Source organism: Candidatus Accumulibacter meliphilus (genome assembly GCF_036625345.1).
In the GTDB taxonomy this organism is placed as follows: domain Bacteria; phylum Pseudomonadota; class Gammaproteobacteria; order Burkholderiales; family Rhodocyclaceae; genus Accumulibacter; species Accumulibacter meliphilus.
The window spans coordinates 478,825-495,452 of sequence record NZ_JAZKTZ010000002.1; the positions used below are offsets into that span (position 1 = coordinate 478,825).

Consider the following 16,628-nt stretch of genomic DNA (forward strand, 5'->3'; position numbering starts at 1 on the left):
AAGTACACGCTAGCGCTAGGGCTTCTTGCTCTTTTTCTTGGTAGCCGGTGCTCCTTCGCCACCCTGCACGCCCAGATTTCCGCCAGTCCCGAGGCCGCCTTTGACCTCCTGCGCCTGGTAGTTCTTGACCGCACGCACAAGGTTATTGTACGAGTCAGTGAAAGCGGCGACGATCACCTTGCCCTGCGCGGTATTCGCGTAACCGCCGGCGGCCCCACCCATGCCGCGGCCAAACAGGCTACCGACCGCGCCAAAGTCGATATTGCTGGCACTGCCTTCGGCGGCCGCCAGCTGCACGCCGGAACGGTTGTCGATCAGGGTCAGCAAGGTACTGGCCTCCTTGACGTTCATGCTGCTGGCAATGGCACCGAAAACGCCCAGCGCACCGCTCACGCCGCCAAGCGCCCCCCCTCCACCACCCGCATTGCTGTTGCTGAAGGTAATCGACGGACTCATCGAGTAATCGGCCGAGACCATCTGCCCCTTGTGGAACTTGGAGCCTTTGCGCAGCTCCCCCGAGTCTTCCAGGGCACGCTCCTGCATCATGTTGTTCATCGCGCGGCCGCGTTCGACGACCACGAAACAGTTCGATTGCTGGACCATCAGCTTGAGCACCGGCGTCGTCGATCCCAGGCCCCACTGGCCGGTCAGAATGCCATACCACGGTGCTTGCGTGTCCTCGACCACGGCAAGCGTGCCGAGCGAGCTATCGCATCTCTCGAGTTGGTTGTTGGCATTCTGGGCGTTTGCACCACCGGCCGCCCCGGTGGCCGTGGTCTTGGCATCCTGTGACCCCATTTGCATGTTGGAGCAAGCAGCCAGCAAGGCAGTTGCAGCGGAGGCGGCAACCAGGCGTGCCGCACTACGAGAACTCAACATAGACATGTGTATCCTCCCTCTCAATTGGCAATTGGCAATTCGCTGAATGAGGCGTGCCCGAATACCGCCAGCAGTGCCCTCCTCACCCGCTGCCACTATAGCAGCATGGCTACCGCCTGCGCAGCACCTTCCCGTGCTTGACCTCTGCGCTTGGCTGCTTACAATCGCCACAGGCAATCATCGGGCCGCAACATCATGACCACTTTGCTGCGTGCGCTGCACGCCGATATCACCACGCTGGCGGTTGATGCGATCGTCAACGCCGCCAACTCCTCGCTGCTCGGCGGCGGCGGTGTGGACGGGGCAATCCATCACGCCGCCGGTCGGGACTTGCTTCGCGAGTGTCAAGGGCTCGGCGGCTGCGAGACGGGTGACGCCAAACTCACCAAGGGCTACCAACTTCAGGCCGGGTGCATCATTCACGCGGTGGGTCCGGTCTGGCACGGTGGCGACAGGGGCGAGCCGGAACTACTGGCCTCCTGCTATCGTCGCGCGATCGAGATCGCTGCCGCCAATGCGCTGCGCACGCTCGCTTTTCCAAGCATCAGCACGGGCATTTATGGCTACCCGATTGAACAAGCGGCGGAGCTTGCCGTGGCCACGGTGCAGGCAACGACAGGTACGCTCGGCGGCATTGAAGAGGTGATCTTCTGCTGCTTTTCGAGCGGCGATTTGCAGATCTATGAGCAACTGCTGGCAGCTTTGTACGCTGACCCGACAGGCGTCATCAGCCCGCGTTAATGTGAAAGTCGCGCCTGCGACTCACGAACCTCCCTTCTCCCCCCGCGGGAGAAGGGCCGGGGTGAGACGGGGAATTCTGGGCGCATGCGCCCAGCCCGTCGAACGATTCCGGCGTGCAAGCCGGAATGCGCACTGCAAGTGAGAGGGAAACGCTCATGACTTTCATCATCCGGGGTATCTCGACTGTCATGACCGTTAGCCACTACCCGCAAGCACGCTCAGCAGCGAGTGCCGGCCGGGCACTGGGCGACGGTACTGGCCAAGGGCGTCACTGGCCGCCCCTCCTGCACCCAGGCGCGCATCCCGTCCTTGACGTTGTACACCTTCGCGTAGCCCGCCTGCTGCGACAAGAGCTGGCTCGCCGCTCGCGTCCGGTTGCCGCTACGGCAAATAACGATCACCGGCTGGTCGGGCTTGGCCACGCCCTGCACCTTTGCCAGCCAGGCGGGTGCATCGACGACGCCGCGCTCGTCAACATAGGTAATCAGTTGGCTGCCCTCGACAACACCGCTTTCCTGCCATTCGCCAGGCGTACGGATGTCGATGATCGGCACTCCTGCGGCCCGCAGGCGCAGCAGTTCGGCGTTGTCGATATCGATCACTTCAGCGCGCAGCGGCAACGGTAGCGCCAAAAGCAGGAAAGAAAGGACGGCAGCGAGTGTGTGAAGCATGGCCAAACCTCCGAGAACTCTGATGCCTGCATCTTACAACGAGTACCGGCCGACAGGCATCCGGTGCGAGCTCTGCTCACGCCACTGCGCGAATTTTCGATGACATCGCTCTGAAAAATAACCCTTTTCAGGTCTGCACTGCCGCGCTAGTATGGACCCTTTGGGGCCGGTAACCGCGACCCCGGACTCGTGCCGAAGAAAGGATGCGCTCGCCTTGAAACCGACCGATATCAGCGTCCCCGACTATTTCCACAAAGTCGTTGATTGCCAGTGGGCCTGCCCGGCCCACACGCCTGTTCCCGAATACATTCGCTTGATCGCTGCCGGTCGCTATGGCGAGGCCTACATGGTCAACTGGGTGTCGAACGTTTTTCCCGGCATCCTCGGGCGAACTTGTGATCGCCCCTGCGAACCGGCCTGTCGCCGCGGTCGCGTCGAGGACGAAACAGCGGACGGCCGCGAACGCAAGGAGCCGGTGGCGATCTGCCGCCTGAAGCGCGTCGCTGCCGACTACAAGGACGACATCCGCCACCTTCTGCCGCCGCCAGCGGCTCAGAAGAACGGCCGGCGCATCGCCTGCGTTGGTGCCGGGCCGGCATCACTGACCGTGGCGCGCGACCTGGCACCGCTCGGCTATGAAGTGGTGATCTACGACGGCGACGCCCTCGCCGGCGGCATGATGCGCACCCAGATCCCGAAGTTTCGGTTGCCCGAGGAAGTCATCGACGAGGAGACCGGTTACGTCCTCGACCTCGGCGTCGAGCTACGCGGCGGCCAGTACGTCAGTTCGCTGAAGAATCTGCTCGGCGAAGGCTACGACGCGATTTTCGTTGGTTCCGGCGCGCCGCGCGGGCACGACCTCGACATCCCCGGACGGAAAGAGGCTGCAAAGTCGATTCACCTGGGCATTGACTGGCTGGCCAGCGTCGCTTTCGGCCACACCACTTCGATCGGCAAGCGGGTGATCGTCCTCGGCGGCGGCAACACCGCCATGGACTGCTGCCGCTCGTCGCGCCGCCTTGGCGGCGAGGACGTCAAGGTCATCGTCCGCTCCGGCTTCGAGCAGATGAAAGCCAGTCCCTGGGAAAAAGAAGACGCGATGCACGAAGGCATCCCGATCCTCAACAACCTGGTCCCCAAGGCCTTTACCCACATCGGCGGACGGCTTACCGGCGCCACTTTCGAGAAAGTACGCGTGGAATTCGACGCGAACGGCCGCCGCAGCCTGGTGCCGACCGGCGAACCCGACGCACATTTCGATTGTGACGAGGTGCTGGTCGCCGTTGGTCAGGACAATTCCTTCCCCTGGATCGAGCGCGACATCGGCATCGACTTCGACAAGTGGGGATTGCCCAAGATCGACGAGGCAAGCATGCAATCGACCGTGCCGAACGTCTTCTTCGGCGGTGATGCGGCTTTCGGGCCGAAGAACATCATCTGGGCGGTTGCCCACGGCCACCAGGCGGCGGTGTCCATCGATCGCCTGCTCAACGGCGAGGACCTCGCCGAGCGGCCCGCGCCGCAGACCTCGCTGGTCTCGCAGAAAATGGGCATCCATCAGTGGATGTACGACAACTCCATTTCCACCGATCGGCGCCTGCGCGTGCCACTGCGCGACCTCAGTGCGGCGCTGAAGAACATCAAGATCGAGGTCGAACTCGGCTTCGATCCGCAACTGGCTTTCAAGGAAGCGCAACGCTGCCTGAACTGCGACGTGCAGACGGTCTTCGCGCCGAAGCTGTGCATCGAGTGCGACGCGTGCATGGACATCTGCCCGATGGACAGCATCTCCTTCACCGTTAACGGCGATGAAGAAGACCTGCGGCAACGCTTGAGCGCGCCGGCGCTCGACAAGAGCCAGGATCTTTACGTCTCGGCTTCCCTGAAGACCGGGCGGGTGATGGTCAAGGATGAGGATGTCTGTCTGCATTGCGGCCTGTGCGCCGAGCGCTGTCCGACCGGCGCCTGGGACATGCAGAAGTTCCTGTTCGCAAGTACTTACGCCGGACCCGGCTGCCGCAATGCAGGCTCTCCGCCGCCCTTGCCCGAGCCCCCGAGCCCTCCTTCATCCGAGCAGCAGCCAAAGGTCAGGCGAAAGCCAAAGCCTGCGCCGGCTCCCGACCAGCAAACCGCCTGAGGAAAGACCATGCAGAAGATCGAAGCGGTCAATGATTTCGTCATCAAGTTCGCCAATATCAATGGCTCGGGATCGGCCTCGGCGAACGAACTTGTCGCGCGCGCCATCCTGCGCATGGGAGTACCGGTATCGCCGCGCAACATCTTCCCGTCGAATATCCAGGGACTGCCGACCTGGTTCGAAGTGCGCGTCACCGAACGCGGCTACCTGGGTCGGCGCGGCGGTGTCGATATGATGGTGGCCATGAACCCGCAGACCTGGGACCAGGATGTCCGGGAAGTCGAAACCGGCGGCTACCTGTTTTACGACAATTCCCGACCGCTGCCCCGCTCGCGCTCGCGAGATGACATCCACGTCATCGGCATGCCACTCACCGAGCTCTGCAACAACGCTTACAGCGACCCGCGGCAGCGGCAACTGTTCAAGAACATCATCTACGTGGGCGCTCTGGCGCATTTGCTCGACATCGAAGCGGGCGAAATCGAGAAACTCTTTGCCCAGCAGTTCAAAGGCAATGAGAAGCTGCTCGATGCCAACGTCCAGGCACTCGCGGTCGGCCGCGATTACGCGCGCGAACACCTCAAGCCGATCGGACTCAAAGTCGAGCGCCGCGACAAGGTTGGCGACCACATTTTTGTCGATGGCAACACCGCCGCGGCTCTGGGCTGTGTCTATGGCGGGGCCACGGTCTGTGCGTGGTATCCGATCACCCCGTCGTCGTCAGTCGCCGAGGCCTTCATCCGCTTCACGCAGAAATTGCGCGTCGACCCGGCGACCGGCCAGCAGCGCTGCGCCGTGGTACAGGCCGAGGACGAACTGGCTTCGATCGGCATGGTCGTCGGCGCCGGCTGGAACGGCTCGCGCGCCTTCACCGCCACCTCGGGACCCGGCATCTCGCTGATGTCCGAGTTCATCGGCCTTGCCTTCTTCGCGGAAATCCCGGCGGTGCTGATCAACGTCCAGCGGGGCGGCCCCTCCACCGGCATGCCGACACGCACGCAGCAATCCGATATCCTCGCCTGCGCTTACGCCTCGCACGGCGACACCCGCCACGTGCTGCTGTTTCCGGAAGATCCCTACGAGTGCTTCGAATTGTCAGCGCAGGCGCTCGACCTCGCCGAGCGCCTGCAGACGCCGATTTTCGTCATGAGCGACCTCGACATCGGCATGAACCAGCGCCTGTGCCGTCCCTTCGCCTGGGACGACAGCGTCGAATACGACCGCGGCAAAGTGATGACCCACGACGCCCTCGACGCCGGCACCGACTTCGGTCGCTACCTCGACGTTGACGGCGATGGCATTACCTACCGCACCTATCCGGGAACGCACCCCACCAAGGGCGGCTATTTTACCCGCGGCACGACCAAGAACGCTTACGCCGGCTACTCCGAAGCCGGCACGGACTACGTCGAGAATATGCAGCGACTGCGGCGCAAGTTCGAAACCGCCAAGTCGCTGGTGCCGCTGCCGGTGCTCACCGCGGCCAGATACCCGGCACGCTTCGCCGTCCTCTTTTACGGATCGACCAGTCCGGCGATGCACGAAGCACTCGACACCCTGGCCGAAGACGGCATCTATCTCAATGCCCTGCGCGTGCGCGCTTTCCCGTTCCAGAACGAGATTGCCGACTTCATCGCTGCGCACAGCAAGGTCTTCGTTTTCGAACAGAACATGGACGGGCAGTTGAGCACCCTGCTGATCAACGAGGCCGGCGTAGAGCCACATAGCCTGGTAACGGTCGTCCACTACGACGGCACGCCAATCACCGCGCGTTTCATTACGCAGGAGATTGCCAACCGCGTCGCGCGCCTCAACGTGCATCCTCTAAAAGACAGAGTGGCCTGACATGACCTACCTCGCCAAACCCAAACTCCACCATCCGACTCTCGCCAAGAACCGCGTTGGCTACACCCGCCGCGACTACGAAGGCAAGATATCGACGCTCTGTGCCGGTTGTGGCCACGACTCGATTTCGGCAGCAATCATCCAGGCCTGCTGGGAACTCGACATCGAGCCGCACCGCGTCGCCAAGCTCTCGGGCATTGGCTGCTCATCGAAAACGCCGGATTACTTCCTCGGCAACTCGCATGGCTTCAACACCGTGCACGGGCGCATGCCGTCGGTACTGACCGGTGCCAACCTGGCCAACCGCGAGCTGATCTACCTCGGCGTTTCGGGCGACGGCGATTCGGCGTCGATCGGCCTCGGCCAGTTTGCGCATGTCCTGCGCCGCGGCGTCAACATGACCTACATCGTCGAAAACAACGGTGTCTATGGGCTCACCAAAGGGCAGTTCTCGGCCACCGCCGACAAAGGCTCGAAGTCGAAACGCGGACTGGCCAACAACGACACCCCGATCGACCTCGCCAGCCTGGCGCTGGTGATGGGCGCGACCTATATCGGGCGCAGCTTCTCGGGTGACAAGGCGCAACTGGTGCCACTGATCCGCGGAGCGATGGCGCATCCCGGCGCGGCGGTCATCGATGTCGTCTCGCCGTGCATCGCCTTCAACAACCATTCCGGCAGCACCAAGAGCTACGACTACGTGCGCGAACATAATGAAGCAGTCAACCGGCTGGACTTCTTCCCGCAACGCGAGGAAATCACCACCGAGTACGGCGAAGGTGAAGTCATCGATATCCGCCAGCACGACGGCTCGATTCTTCGCCTGCGCAAGCTGCACGCCGAGTACGACCCGGGCGACCGGGTGCGCGCGATGGCCTATGTCCAGGAACACGCTGCACGCGGCGAAGTGGTCACCGGCCTGCTCTACGTGGACAACGATGCCTGCGACCTGCACCAGCAGATCAACACCGTGGAACAGGCCTTGAACACGTTGAGCGCGGCTGAACTCTGCCCTGGCTCGGCCGCGCTCGAGAAGATCAACGCCTCGCTGCGCTGAGTGCCAGCACGGCGTGTGTACGGCGCGGCTCCTGCCAGCATCGCTTCTGCTACCTGCGCGACCGATCAAGCGCACACTGCGGTCACCCGGCCCAGCCGCTATAATCGCGGCTTGTTTATTTCGCTGGCGCACTCGTGTCCGATCGTCTCGCCGTATTAGCCCAGTACCTGCTGCCCAAGCAGGTACTTACCACCCTCGCCGGCAGCTTTGCCGGCGCGCAAGCGGGCGGGCTCACCACCCAGGTCATCCGCTGGTTCGTGAAACGTTACCGCGTCGACCTGAACGAGGCCGCCGATCCAGACCCCGCCAGCTACAAGACCTTCAACGACTTCTTTACGCGCGCGCTGCGCGCCGACGCCCGGCCGCTGGCCGATGCGGACTTCCTGTGCCCGGTCGACGGCGCCATCAGCCAGTTCGGGCGTATCGAAGGTGAGCAGATCTTTCAAGCCAAGGGCCACCAATACTCGACGACAGCGCTGCTCGGTGGCGACGCCCAACTGGCGGCCGGCTTCGCCGATGGCGCCTTTGCGACGCTCTACCTCAGCCCACGCGACTATCACCGTATCCACATGCCCGTCGACGGGCGGCTGATGCGCATGATCCATGTTCCCGGCGAGCTGTTTTCGGTCAATCCGGCCACCGCGCGCGGCGTTCCCGGGCTGTTCGCGCGCAACGAACGCGTGCTCTGCGTTTTCGAAGCCGAGTTCGGCAGCTTCATTCTGGTCCTCGTCGGGGCGACCATTGTCGGCAGCATGGCCACTGTCTGGCACGGCCGAGTCAACCCGCCGCGCAGTGGAAAAATTCGCGACTGGTCTTACGATGGGCAGAAAATCCTGCTGGCGAAAGGCGAAGAAATGGGGCGCTTCCTGCTCGGTTCGACGGTCGTCATGCTGTTCCCGAAAGATGTGCTGAGCTTCACTGCCGCCTGGGTACCGGGCGGCACAGTCCGCCTGGGCGAACGCATGGCCGGCAGCGCCGTGCCGAGCACCAGCCACTGATGAAGCGGCTCTCGGCAGTCGCGGCATGTGCTGCTCTGGCTCTCGCGGTCGTCGCTCCTGTTGGCGCAGCAGACGCCCTGCCCATCGGCGACTGCGCCAATCCGCAAGCGGCGACCGATCTCTCAAAGTGCGACTTCTCGCGCCAGAAACTGGCCGGCAAGAAGCTGCGCGGTGCGCGTCTGACGGGCGCACGGATGGAAAGTACGGACTTTCGTCAGGCCGATCTTCGCGACGCCGACTTGCGCGGCAGCAACGCCAAGTGGGCCAATTTCACCGCCGCCAATCTGAGCGCTGCCGACCTTCGCGACGCCGACCTTTTTCATGCCATTTTTGACGACGCCAACCTCAGCAACAGCAAGCTGCAGCGCGCCAATCTGTTTGGCGCCAACTTGATCAACGCGCAAGCGCCGGGCGCCGATTTCTCCGGCGCTTATCTGAAGGACATTCTGATGGAAGGAATTGACCTCAGCGGCGGTTCGATCCGCAACTGCAATGCCTTGCGCGGCGTTTTTTTGGACGCGCGACTGGTCGGCACCGACCTCTCCGGCGCCGACCTGACCGGCGCCGCCATGGATAGCGCCGATCTCTCGAACAGCACGCTCAAAGGCACCCGCCTTACCGGCGCGACTTTGCGGCATGCGCTGTTCAAAGGCGCCAACCTCGACTCGGCCGACTTCAGTAATGCCGATCTCTGGGATGCCAATTTTGAGCGGGCGACGAACCTTGATGATTCAGTGCGCGCAGCCCTGGCCGAGCCTTTCGTGGTCAGGAAACGCTGAGCGGCGTGGCCAGGCCCCTTTCTCCGTTACCAGGCGCCCACCACCGGGAGGAGCGAAAGAAGGATCCGTTCCTGGCCATCACTCGCTGCTTTTGCGTTTTTTCGCTTCTGCGCGCGCAAATTCGACCATCGTGCCGCTGCCCTGTGTATCCTGGACGCCGTTTGACTTGCCTGGCTTTTTTCACCACGCAAGCACGACCATCAGCTACTGCATATCTGAAAGTCGCGCACGCGACTCACGAAACTCCCTTCTCGCCTCGCGGGAGAAGGGTCGGGGAAGAGGGGAACGGTCATGACCGTTAGCGGGAGGACGGAATGATTTTCGGAAGCGGGGCGAAGATCCGCAGCCTTGAGGCGCGCCTCGGCGAGCTGGAGACGCAGAATGAAGCGCTGCGCGAGCAACTGGCGTCGGCACGCGCCGCGCGCGACGACTGCCTGCAAGCCTCGGAAGCTAGTGAAAAGCGCAGCCAGGAACTACAGCGGCTGTTCCTTTCCTTTGCGTCGTATCGGCAATCGCTGGCGGAGTCGCAACAGACTCTCGCTACGCTGGCCCAGCGCCTGCACGACGAGAAGAAAGAAACATTCGCTGCCGCCGGCATTGCTGCGAGCAGCCGCGAATCGGTAAACGCCATCAGCACGGAATTGAACCAGCTCGCCAGCGACTCGCGCAAGGCTCTGGAAAAGGTGCTCAGCCTGCAAGGCAGTACCGAGAAAATCGGCGGCATCGTCCAGCTGATCAAGGAAATTGCCGACCAGACCAACCTCCTGGCGCTCAACGCCGCCATCGAAGCGGCTCGTGCCGGTGAAGCCGGTCGCGGTTTCGCGGTCGTCGCCGACGAAGTGCGCAAGCTCGCTGATCGGACAAGCCAAGCCACCGGGGACATCTCGCGGCTGGTCAGCAATATCCAGGGTGAGACCGTTTCGGCGCAAAGCAGTATCAGCAATCTTGCCGAGCAGTCTGATTCCTTCAGTGAGCAGGGGCGGCAGGCATCGACCGCAATCGGTGGCATTACCGGTCTCGCCAGGCAAATGGAACGAACCATTGCCACGGCCGCCCTGCGCAGTTTTGTCGAACTGGCCAAGATGGACCATCTGCTCTTCAAATTCGACGTCTATCAGGTGTTCATGGGTGCCACGACCAGGAACGCCAGCGACTTCGCTTCGCATACCGACTGCCGTCTGGGCCAGTGGTACCATGCCGGCGACGGAAAGCATTACTGCACGCAACTCGATGCTTACCGGGCAATCGAAACGCCGCATGTCGATGTTCACCGACATGGTCGCCTGGCCGTCGAAGCGCGTTGTGCGGGCGATTTCGCTGGCGGCGTGGACGCTATCGAGCAAATGGAAACTGCCAGCATGGCTGTGCTGCTGGGCCTCGAACGAATGGCCCAGGATGGCGAAGCCCGACCCGATACTCTTTTCGTGGAACCCTGACCCGGCAGCAATGGCCGTCTCTTCATGTCTGCACGAAATACCCTGACCGCAGCCCGCCACATCGTTGTCGAGGGCCCAATCGGCGCCGGCAAGACGAGTCTTGCGCGCCGCCTCGGTGCGCATATCGACGCGCAAATGCTGCTCGAACAACCCGAGCTGAACCCCTTCCTGAGTCGCTTTTATCAGGACCAGCAGCACTTTGCCCTGCAGACGCAGTTGTTCTTTCTGTTTCAGCGCCTCGACAAGCTACGCGAGCTGTCGCAAGCCGATTTCTCCGCCCGCCCGGTGGTTGCCGACTACCTGCTCGAAAAGGATCCGCTGTTCGCGCTGCTGACGCTCAGTGAAGACGAATACGGGCTGTACCGCAGAATCTACGAACAGCAGTCACCCGCTGCGGAGCCACCGGATCTGGTGATCTATCTGCAGGCCAAGCCGGAAACGCTGATTGCCCGCGTCCGGAAACGCGGCATCGACATGGAAAGGCGGATCGCTGACGCCTATCTGACGGTCCTTGCGGAAAGTTACATGCGCTTCTTCCACAACTACGACGCAGCTCCGGTCATGGTGGTGAACTCCGAAAACATCAACTTCGTCGACTCCGACGACGATTTTCAACTACTCGTCAAGCGCATCGAATCGATGCGTGGACACCGCGAGTATTTCAACCGGGGAGAGTAAACCCATGTCCACCCATGTCGCGACGCGCAGGCGCACGCACGTCGACCTCGCCAGAATGCGTGCCAACGGCGAGAAAATCGCCATACTCACGTGCTACGACGCGAGCTTCGCGCAGCTCTGCGACCTTGCCGACGTCGATGCGCTGCTGATCGGCGACTCGCTCGGCATGGTCCTGCAAGGCCGCGAGTCGACGCTGGCGGTAACACTGACCGACATCGCCTACCACACCGCCAGCGTCGTGCGCGGCAGCCAGCGCGCTTTGATAATCGCCGACATGCCTTTCGGCAGCTTCCAGGAAAGCCCGCAACAAGCGCTGCGCAACGCCGTCACCCTGATCGCCGCCGGCGCGCAGATGGTCAAGCTCGAAGGCGGTGCCGAGATGGCGGAAACGACGCGTTTCCTTAGCAGCCGAGGCATTCCCGTCTGCGCGCATGTCGGGCTCACTCCGCAGTCGGTACACCAGATTGGTGGCTACCGTGTGCAGGGAAAAGACGATTCCGGAGCCGCCCGGCTGCAGGCCGACGCCCTCGCCCAACAAGAGGCTGGCGCCACGCTGATCGTCCTCGAAGCCATCCCCGAGGCGCTGGCCGCCAAACTCACGTCCAGCCTCGCCATCCCGACCATCGGCATCGGTGCCAGCCGGGAATGCTCGGGGCAGGTGCTGGTCCTGCACGACATGCTCGACATCTCGGCCGGCAGGAAGGCGCGCTTCGTGAAGAATTTCATGGCCGCTCAGACGTCCATCGCCGCGGCCGTCGCCGCCTACGTGGCTGCCGTCAAGGACGGCAGTTTTCCGGGGCCCGAACACTGCTACTAACGGTCATGACATGTCGAAACACCCCTGATCATGAAAGTCATGACCGCCCCCTCTTCCCCCGGCCCTTCTCCCGCGAGGGGAGAAGGGAGTTTCGTGAGTCGCATACGCGACTTTCACATTAACCGCTGTAGTGGCAGCGCAGCGGCCAACAAGGAATGGCTGCACGCGGCAGCGACAGAAAAACCAACGGCAGGCGAAGCGTTTTTTCGGAGTTTCACAAGAGGTCCAGCAAGCGTATGCAGATTCACTCCCTGATCCCCGACCTGCGTCTGGCGCTGAGCAAGCGTCGGCGGGTCGTTTTTGTGCCGACCATGGGCAACCTGCACGCCGGCCACATCGCGCTGATGACCGCGGCGCGCGCGCACGGAGATACCGTCGTCGCCAGCATTTTCGTCAACCGTCTGCAGTTCGGGCCCAGTGACGACTTCGACCTCTATCCGCGGACCCTGCAGGAAGACTGCGACAAGCTCGCCACGGCCGGCGTCGACCTGCTGTTTACGCCGACCGAGAGCGACCTCTACCCGGAGCCGCAGCAATACCACGTCGAGCCGCCAGAGAGTCAAAATCAGCTCGACGGCGAGTTCCGCCCCGGCCATTTCCGTGGTGTCGCCACCGTCGTTCTCAAGCTCTTCAACATCGTACAACCGCAGGCGGCACTGTTCGGCAAGAAGGACTACCAGCAATTGATGGTGCTGCGCAACATGACGCGGCAGCTGGCCTTGCCGATCGAGATCATCGGCGGCGAGACGGTTCGTGCCGACGACGGCCTGGCGCTTTCCTCGCGCAACGGCTACCTGTCGGCCGCCGAACGCGCCGAAGCGCCGCGCCTGCGACGCCTTCTGCAGCACATCAGCGCAGCGATAGGTGCTGGCGAAACCGATTTCGCCCGGCTCGAACGCGAGGCCACTGCCGAACTTGACGAGCATGGCTGGAAAACGGACTACGTCGCCGTGCGTCGGCAGGCCGACCTGCAGCTTCCCGAGGCTGGCGGGAAGCACGCGCTGGTGGTGCTCGCAGCAAGCCGGCTGGGCGCTGCGCGACTGATCGACAATCTCGAAATCGATCTCCCAGACGGCCGTTGACAGGCAGCGATTAGCAGCTACAATGCCCTTCCCCCTTTAACTCAACACCCGGTGATTCCATGCAGAGGACAATGCTGAAGTCGAAGCTGCACCGCGTCAGCACCACACACGCCGAGCTCCACTATGAAGGTTCTTGCGCCATTGACGAAGATCTTCTGGATGCGGCGAACATTCGCGAGTACGAACAGATCGACATCTGGAACGTCAATAACGGCGAGCGTTTCACAACCTACTCGCTGCGCGCCGAGCGCGGCTCTGGCGTCATCTCGGTGAATGGCTCGGCAGCGCGCCGCGCCGCGCCGGGTGACATCCTGATCATCGCCAGCTTCGCGGTGTACAACGAAGTCGAACTCGCCAAGTACGCGCCGAAACTGATCTACGTGGACACTCAGAACCGCATCGTCCGCACCGCCGGCATGATTCCGACGCAGGCCGCTGCCTAACCATGAACCGCGCCAGCTTTGGCGCAGTGCAAAAGCAAAGAAGCCGCGACCCAGTCGCGGCTTCTTTGCTTCGGGGACGGCCCCGTCAATGTGCATGGCGCGCAAGCGACTCGCGAATCTCCCTTCCCCCATTGCCGGGTCCCCTCCCCTAAATCATGAGAGCAGGCACGGCCTGGCCAGTTTGCTGCTTGCCGGTCAGGCTGTTTCTGGCGCAGCTTTGGGCTTGCGCGGCCGACGTGGACGCGGCGCCGGCTTCTTGACCGGCGCAAGCTCTGCCGAGTCGCCGCTGGCTGCGGCCGCGGCCGTTTCGACAAGGACGACGCTCGACTGCGCGGCCGGCTCGGCAGCGGCTTGAGCAGCTGGTGCAGCCGAAGGCGAAGGCGAATCGCTGCTAGCGTTCTTTGCGGTGGGCCGGCGGCGCCCGGACGCACGGGGTTTTGCGGTGGGCTTTTGCTGCGCTATGGTTTCCGGCGGCGAACTCTCGACTTCGCTTGCCATGGCGACCGAGGCTAGCGGCGGGGAAGCGTCTAGCGCTAGGGGAATTTCGGGCGATGGCGACGCTGAAGACAAGGGCAGCGTGTCCGCAGATTGCGCAGATTTCGCAGATTGTGCATCTTCGGACGACTCGGAAGATGCAGACGCCGGCCTTACTTCGGGTAGCATTGGCCGCTCGACGGGGTCGTTGCCGACAGCAGCTTCCTGGTCTTGACGGCTACCACTTTCGCTACCGTCGCTGCCCTCAGCCGTCGCAGCGGCCTCTTCTTCCTTGCCCGCCTTCTGCTCGCGGCCCCGCTTGGCAGCTTTCTCGCCGCTCTTTCGCCGGCCCTGCCCCTTGCGGCGCCCTCCGGCCTGCTCATGCTGTTCATCGGGCGTCGTCGCGCCCTCGCTGGCCGCTGCGGGCGAGACCGGCGGCAGCCCCTCGCTGCCCAACTCGACTGCCGCTTCGGCGGCGGCCGTATCGCCACCGTTACTGCGATAGACGTAGGTTCCCGACTTTTCGTCGCGACCAATGACCAGCAGGCCGCGCTTCTGCGCCTCTTCGAGCAGGTTGCCAAAGGCCCGGAAGCCGTAGTACGACTCGTTGAAGTCCGGCTTGCGTCGCTTGATCGCCTCCTTGAGCATCGACGCCCAGATCTTGCTGCTGTCGCCACGCTCGCCAATCAGTGCATCGAGAGTGGCAACGGCCAGTTCGACGGCCTTGCTGCGACGTGCATCGAGTTCCGCCTTGCGTTGCGCATCCTCTTCCGGCGAACGCCTGACCGCGGGTTGCGTTTCCTTGGAATCCCGCCGCGCCGAGCGCTGGATCTCGCGCACCAGATCGTCATAGAAAATGAACTCGTCGCAGTTGGCGATCAGGAGGTCCGATGTCGACTGCTTGACGCCGACGCCAATCACCGATTTGGCGTTCTCGCGCAATTTGGAAACCAGTGGCGAAAAATCCGAATCGCCGCTGATGATCACGAAGGTGTCGACGTGCGACTTGGTGTAGCACAGGTCGAGGGCATCGACGACCAGCCGGATGTCCGCCGAGTTCTTGCCCGACTGACGCAGGTGCGGGATCTCGATCAGCTCGAAGTTCGCCTCGTGCATCGCAGCTTTGAAGCCCTTGTATCGCTCCCAGTCGCAATAGGCTTTTTTGACCACGATACTGCCCTTCAGCAACAACTTTTCCAGTACCGGCTTGATGTCGAACTTATCGTAATTCGCATCGCGAACGCCAAGAGCGACGTTCTCGAAGTCACAAAACAACGCCATGCTGGCGGTTTCGGGCGCTACGGCCATAATTCCATATTCTCCAGTGATTTTTGCGCCACGCCTGAGCATGCCGACTTGATGATCTGGTCCGAGAGCGCAAGGCAGTCGAGGAGCCCCGCCGCGGCAGGCGCCGCCAACGAGGAGTGATCGACCGACCGTCAGGAAATGATCCGGAGCTCGACTGTCGGACGGCAGCTTCAGGGGACCCGGGATCCAGAGTCCATTCGCGATGGTAAACAATTGCCTGCAGGAAGCAAGGAAAGTCTTTTTTCAGGCAGCGTTGATGGCGGCATCTGCCGCGAAGTCGTACCATTCGTACATTGTTGCTCGAGCTGGTGCAGTCAGGCGCGCGACCTCGACTTTCCCTGCGCCTGCGCATCGCCTGCGATCAAGCGGCTGTAGTGATCGCCACAACCCCAAGCTCCCACGAAAGGAACTCCATGCGTCAGCTGCTGCTCATTGTTGGCTTGGCCACGCTCATCGTCAGCGGCTGTGCGAGCAAGCCGCCGGCCCCCGCTACACAGGCAGGCAAACCGGTCAAACTGGGTCTGGCCCTCGGCGGTGGCGCAGCGCGCGGCTTTGCGCACGTCGGCGTGATCAAGACCCTGGAGAGCCAGGGCATTGTTCCCGACATCGTCGTCGGCAGCAGCGCTGGGGCGGTGGTCGGCGCCCTCTACGCCGCCGGCAACAATGGCTTCGAGCTGCAGAAGCTCGCGCACCGGCTCGACGAGACGAAAATCAGCGACTGGTCGCTGCCCGACCGCGGCGTGCTCAAGGGGGAATTGCTGCAGAAGTTCGTCAATGACGCCGTCGGCCAACGTCCGCTCGAGGCCCTGAACAAGCCTTTCGGGGCCGTGGCCACCGATCTGCGCAACGGCGACAGCGTCGTCTTTCGCACCGGCAACACTGGCATGGCGGTGCGCGCTTCGGCGACCGTCCCGGGCGTCTTCCAGCCGGTAAGCATCAATGGCCACGAATACGTCGATGGCGGCCTGAGCAGCCTCATTCCGGTGCGCGCGGCACGCGCAATGGGTGCCGATGTGGTCATTGCCGTCGACATTTCGGCCCGCCCCAGCACCCAGCCGGTAAGCAGCACCTTCGACATTCTCATGCAAACTTTCACCATCATGGGCCAGAGCCTTGCCCACTACGAGCTCAAGGAGGCCGACGTGGTGATTCGCCCGCAGGTCGGCGCCGTCGGCTCCACCGAGTTCCAGGCCCGCCACGACGCCATCCTCGAAGGCGAAAAAGCGGCGCAGGCGGCGCTGCCAAAAATTCGCGAAGCGCTGAAAAAAGCGGGCCGCAGCTGA

General features: G+C 62.8%; 14 protein-coding genes and 1 pseudogene. 12 read left to right on the forward strand and 3 right to left on the reverse strand.

Annotation, left to right across the window (positions count from 1 at the left end; genetic code table 11):
* Window positions 1–15: 15 nt before the first annotated feature.
* Window positions 16–885, reverse strand: coding sequence for a CsgG/HfaB family protein (locus tag V5B40_RS05705; RefSeq protein WP_332353618.1), 870 nt, complete (start codon window positions 883–885; stop codon window positions 16–18).
* Between the two features lie 189 nt (window positions 886–1,074).
* Here V5B40_RS05705 and V5B40_RS05710 point away from each other — a divergent pair, with 189 nt between their 5' ends.
* The gene (locus tag V5B40_RS05710; protein WP_332353619.1) at window positions 1,075–1,620 is read left to right on the forward strand and encodes an O-acetyl-ADP-ribose deacetylase; all 546 of its coding nucleotides are present in this window, start codon (window positions 1,075–1,077) and stop codon (window positions 1,618–1,620) included.
* Between the two features lie 218 nt (window positions 1,621–1,838).
* Here V5B40_RS05710 and V5B40_RS05715 read toward each other — a convergent pair whose 3' ends face one another.
* A complete protein-coding gene (locus tag V5B40_RS05715; RefSeq protein WP_332353620.1) occupies window positions 1,839–2,291 on the reverse strand; it encodes a rhodanese-like domain-containing protein in 453 nt (150 codons plus the stop codon).
* Window positions 2,292–2,505: 214 nt separating this feature from the next.
* On the opposite strand from V5B40_RS05715, the pseudogene V5B40_RS05720 reads away from it, so the two are divergent.
* The 10 genes and pseudogenes from V5B40_RS05720 to panD form a co-directional block, all read left to right on the forward strand.
* A pseudogene (locus V5B40_RS05720) lies at window positions 2,506–4,308 on the forward strand (FAD-dependent oxidoreductase); the annotation flags it as partial.
* A 129-nt stretch (window positions 4,309–4,437) separates the two neighbouring features.
* On the forward strand, window positions 4,438–6,273 hold the full coding sequence (locus tag V5B40_RS05725) for a 2-oxoacid:acceptor oxidoreductase subunit alpha (RefSeq protein ID WP_332353621.1): 1,836 nt from the start codon (window positions 4,438–4,440) through the stop codon (window positions 6,271–6,273).
* A gap of 1 nt (window position 6,274) precedes the next feature.
* On the forward strand, window positions 6,275–7,330 hold the full coding sequence (locus V5B40_RS05730) for a 2-oxoacid:ferredoxin oxidoreductase subunit beta (protein ID WP_169067516.1): 1,056 nt from the start codon (window positions 6,275–6,277) through the stop codon (window positions 7,328–7,330).
* A 134-nt stretch (window positions 7,331–7,464) separates the two neighbouring features.
* Window positions 7,465–8,328 (forward strand): archaetidylserine decarboxylase, encoded by an 864-nt coding sequence (asd, locus tag V5B40_RS05735; protein ID WP_332353622.1) that lies wholly within the window; start codon window positions 7,465–7,467, stop codon window positions 8,326–8,328.
* The gene (locus V5B40_RS05740) at window positions 8,328–9,107 is read left to right on the forward strand and encodes a pentapeptide repeat-containing protein (RefSeq protein WP_332353623.1); all 780 of its coding nucleotides are present in this window, start codon (window positions 8,328–8,330) and stop codon (window positions 9,105–9,107) included. The genes asd and V5B40_RS05740 overlap by 1 nt, the downstream gene beginning before the upstream one ends.
* A gap of 314 nt (window positions 9,108–9,421) precedes the next feature.
* Complete coding sequence (locus tag V5B40_RS05745; protein ID WP_332353624.1) at window positions 9,422–10,543, forward strand: methyl-accepting chemotaxis protein; 1,122 nt, start codon at window positions 9,422–9,424, stop codon at window positions 10,541–10,543.
* 24 nt (window positions 10,544–10,567) lie between these two features.
* On the forward strand, window positions 10,568–11,221 hold the full coding sequence (locus V5B40_RS05750) for a deoxynucleoside kinase (protein ID WP_332353625.1): 654 nt from the start codon (window positions 10,568–10,570) through the stop codon (window positions 11,219–11,221).
* A 4-nt stretch (window positions 11,222–11,225) separates the two neighbouring features.
* A complete protein-coding gene (gene panB / locus V5B40_RS05755; RefSeq protein ID WP_332353626.1) occupies window positions 11,226–12,038 on the forward strand; it encodes a 3-methyl-2-oxobutanoate hydroxymethyltransferase in 813 nt (270 codons plus the stop codon).
* A gap of 236 nt (window positions 12,039–12,274) precedes the next feature.
* On the forward strand, window positions 12,275–13,120 hold the full coding sequence (gene panC, locus V5B40_RS05760) for a pantoate--beta-alanine ligase (protein WP_332353627.1): 846 nt from the start codon (window positions 12,275–12,277) through the stop codon (window positions 13,118–13,120).
* 59 nt (window positions 13,121–13,179) lie between these two features.
* Window positions 13,180–13,563, forward strand: a complete 384-nt coding sequence (gene panD, locus V5B40_RS05765; RefSeq protein WP_169067524.1) for an aspartate 1-decarboxylase — start codon at window positions 13,180–13,182, stop codon at window positions 13,561–13,563.
* Window positions 13,564–13,758: 195 nt separating this feature from the next.
* On the opposite strand, the gene V5B40_RS05770 is transcribed toward panD, so the two are convergent.
* Window positions 13,759–15,345 carry an NYN domain-containing protein gene (locus V5B40_RS05770; protein ID WP_332353628.1) on the reverse strand — a complete coding sequence of 529 codons (1,587 nt, stop codon included), beginning with the start codon at window positions 15,343–15,345 and terminating at the stop codon, window positions 13,759–13,761.
* A gap of 413 nt (window positions 15,346–15,758) precedes the next feature.
* On the opposite strand from V5B40_RS05770, the gene V5B40_RS05775 reads away from it, so the two are divergent.
* Window positions 15,759–16,628: a patatin-like phospholipase family protein gene (locus V5B40_RS05775; RefSeq protein ID WP_332353629.1), complete on the forward strand. Its 870-nt coding sequence runs from the start codon at window positions 15,759–15,761 to the stop codon at window positions 16,626–16,628.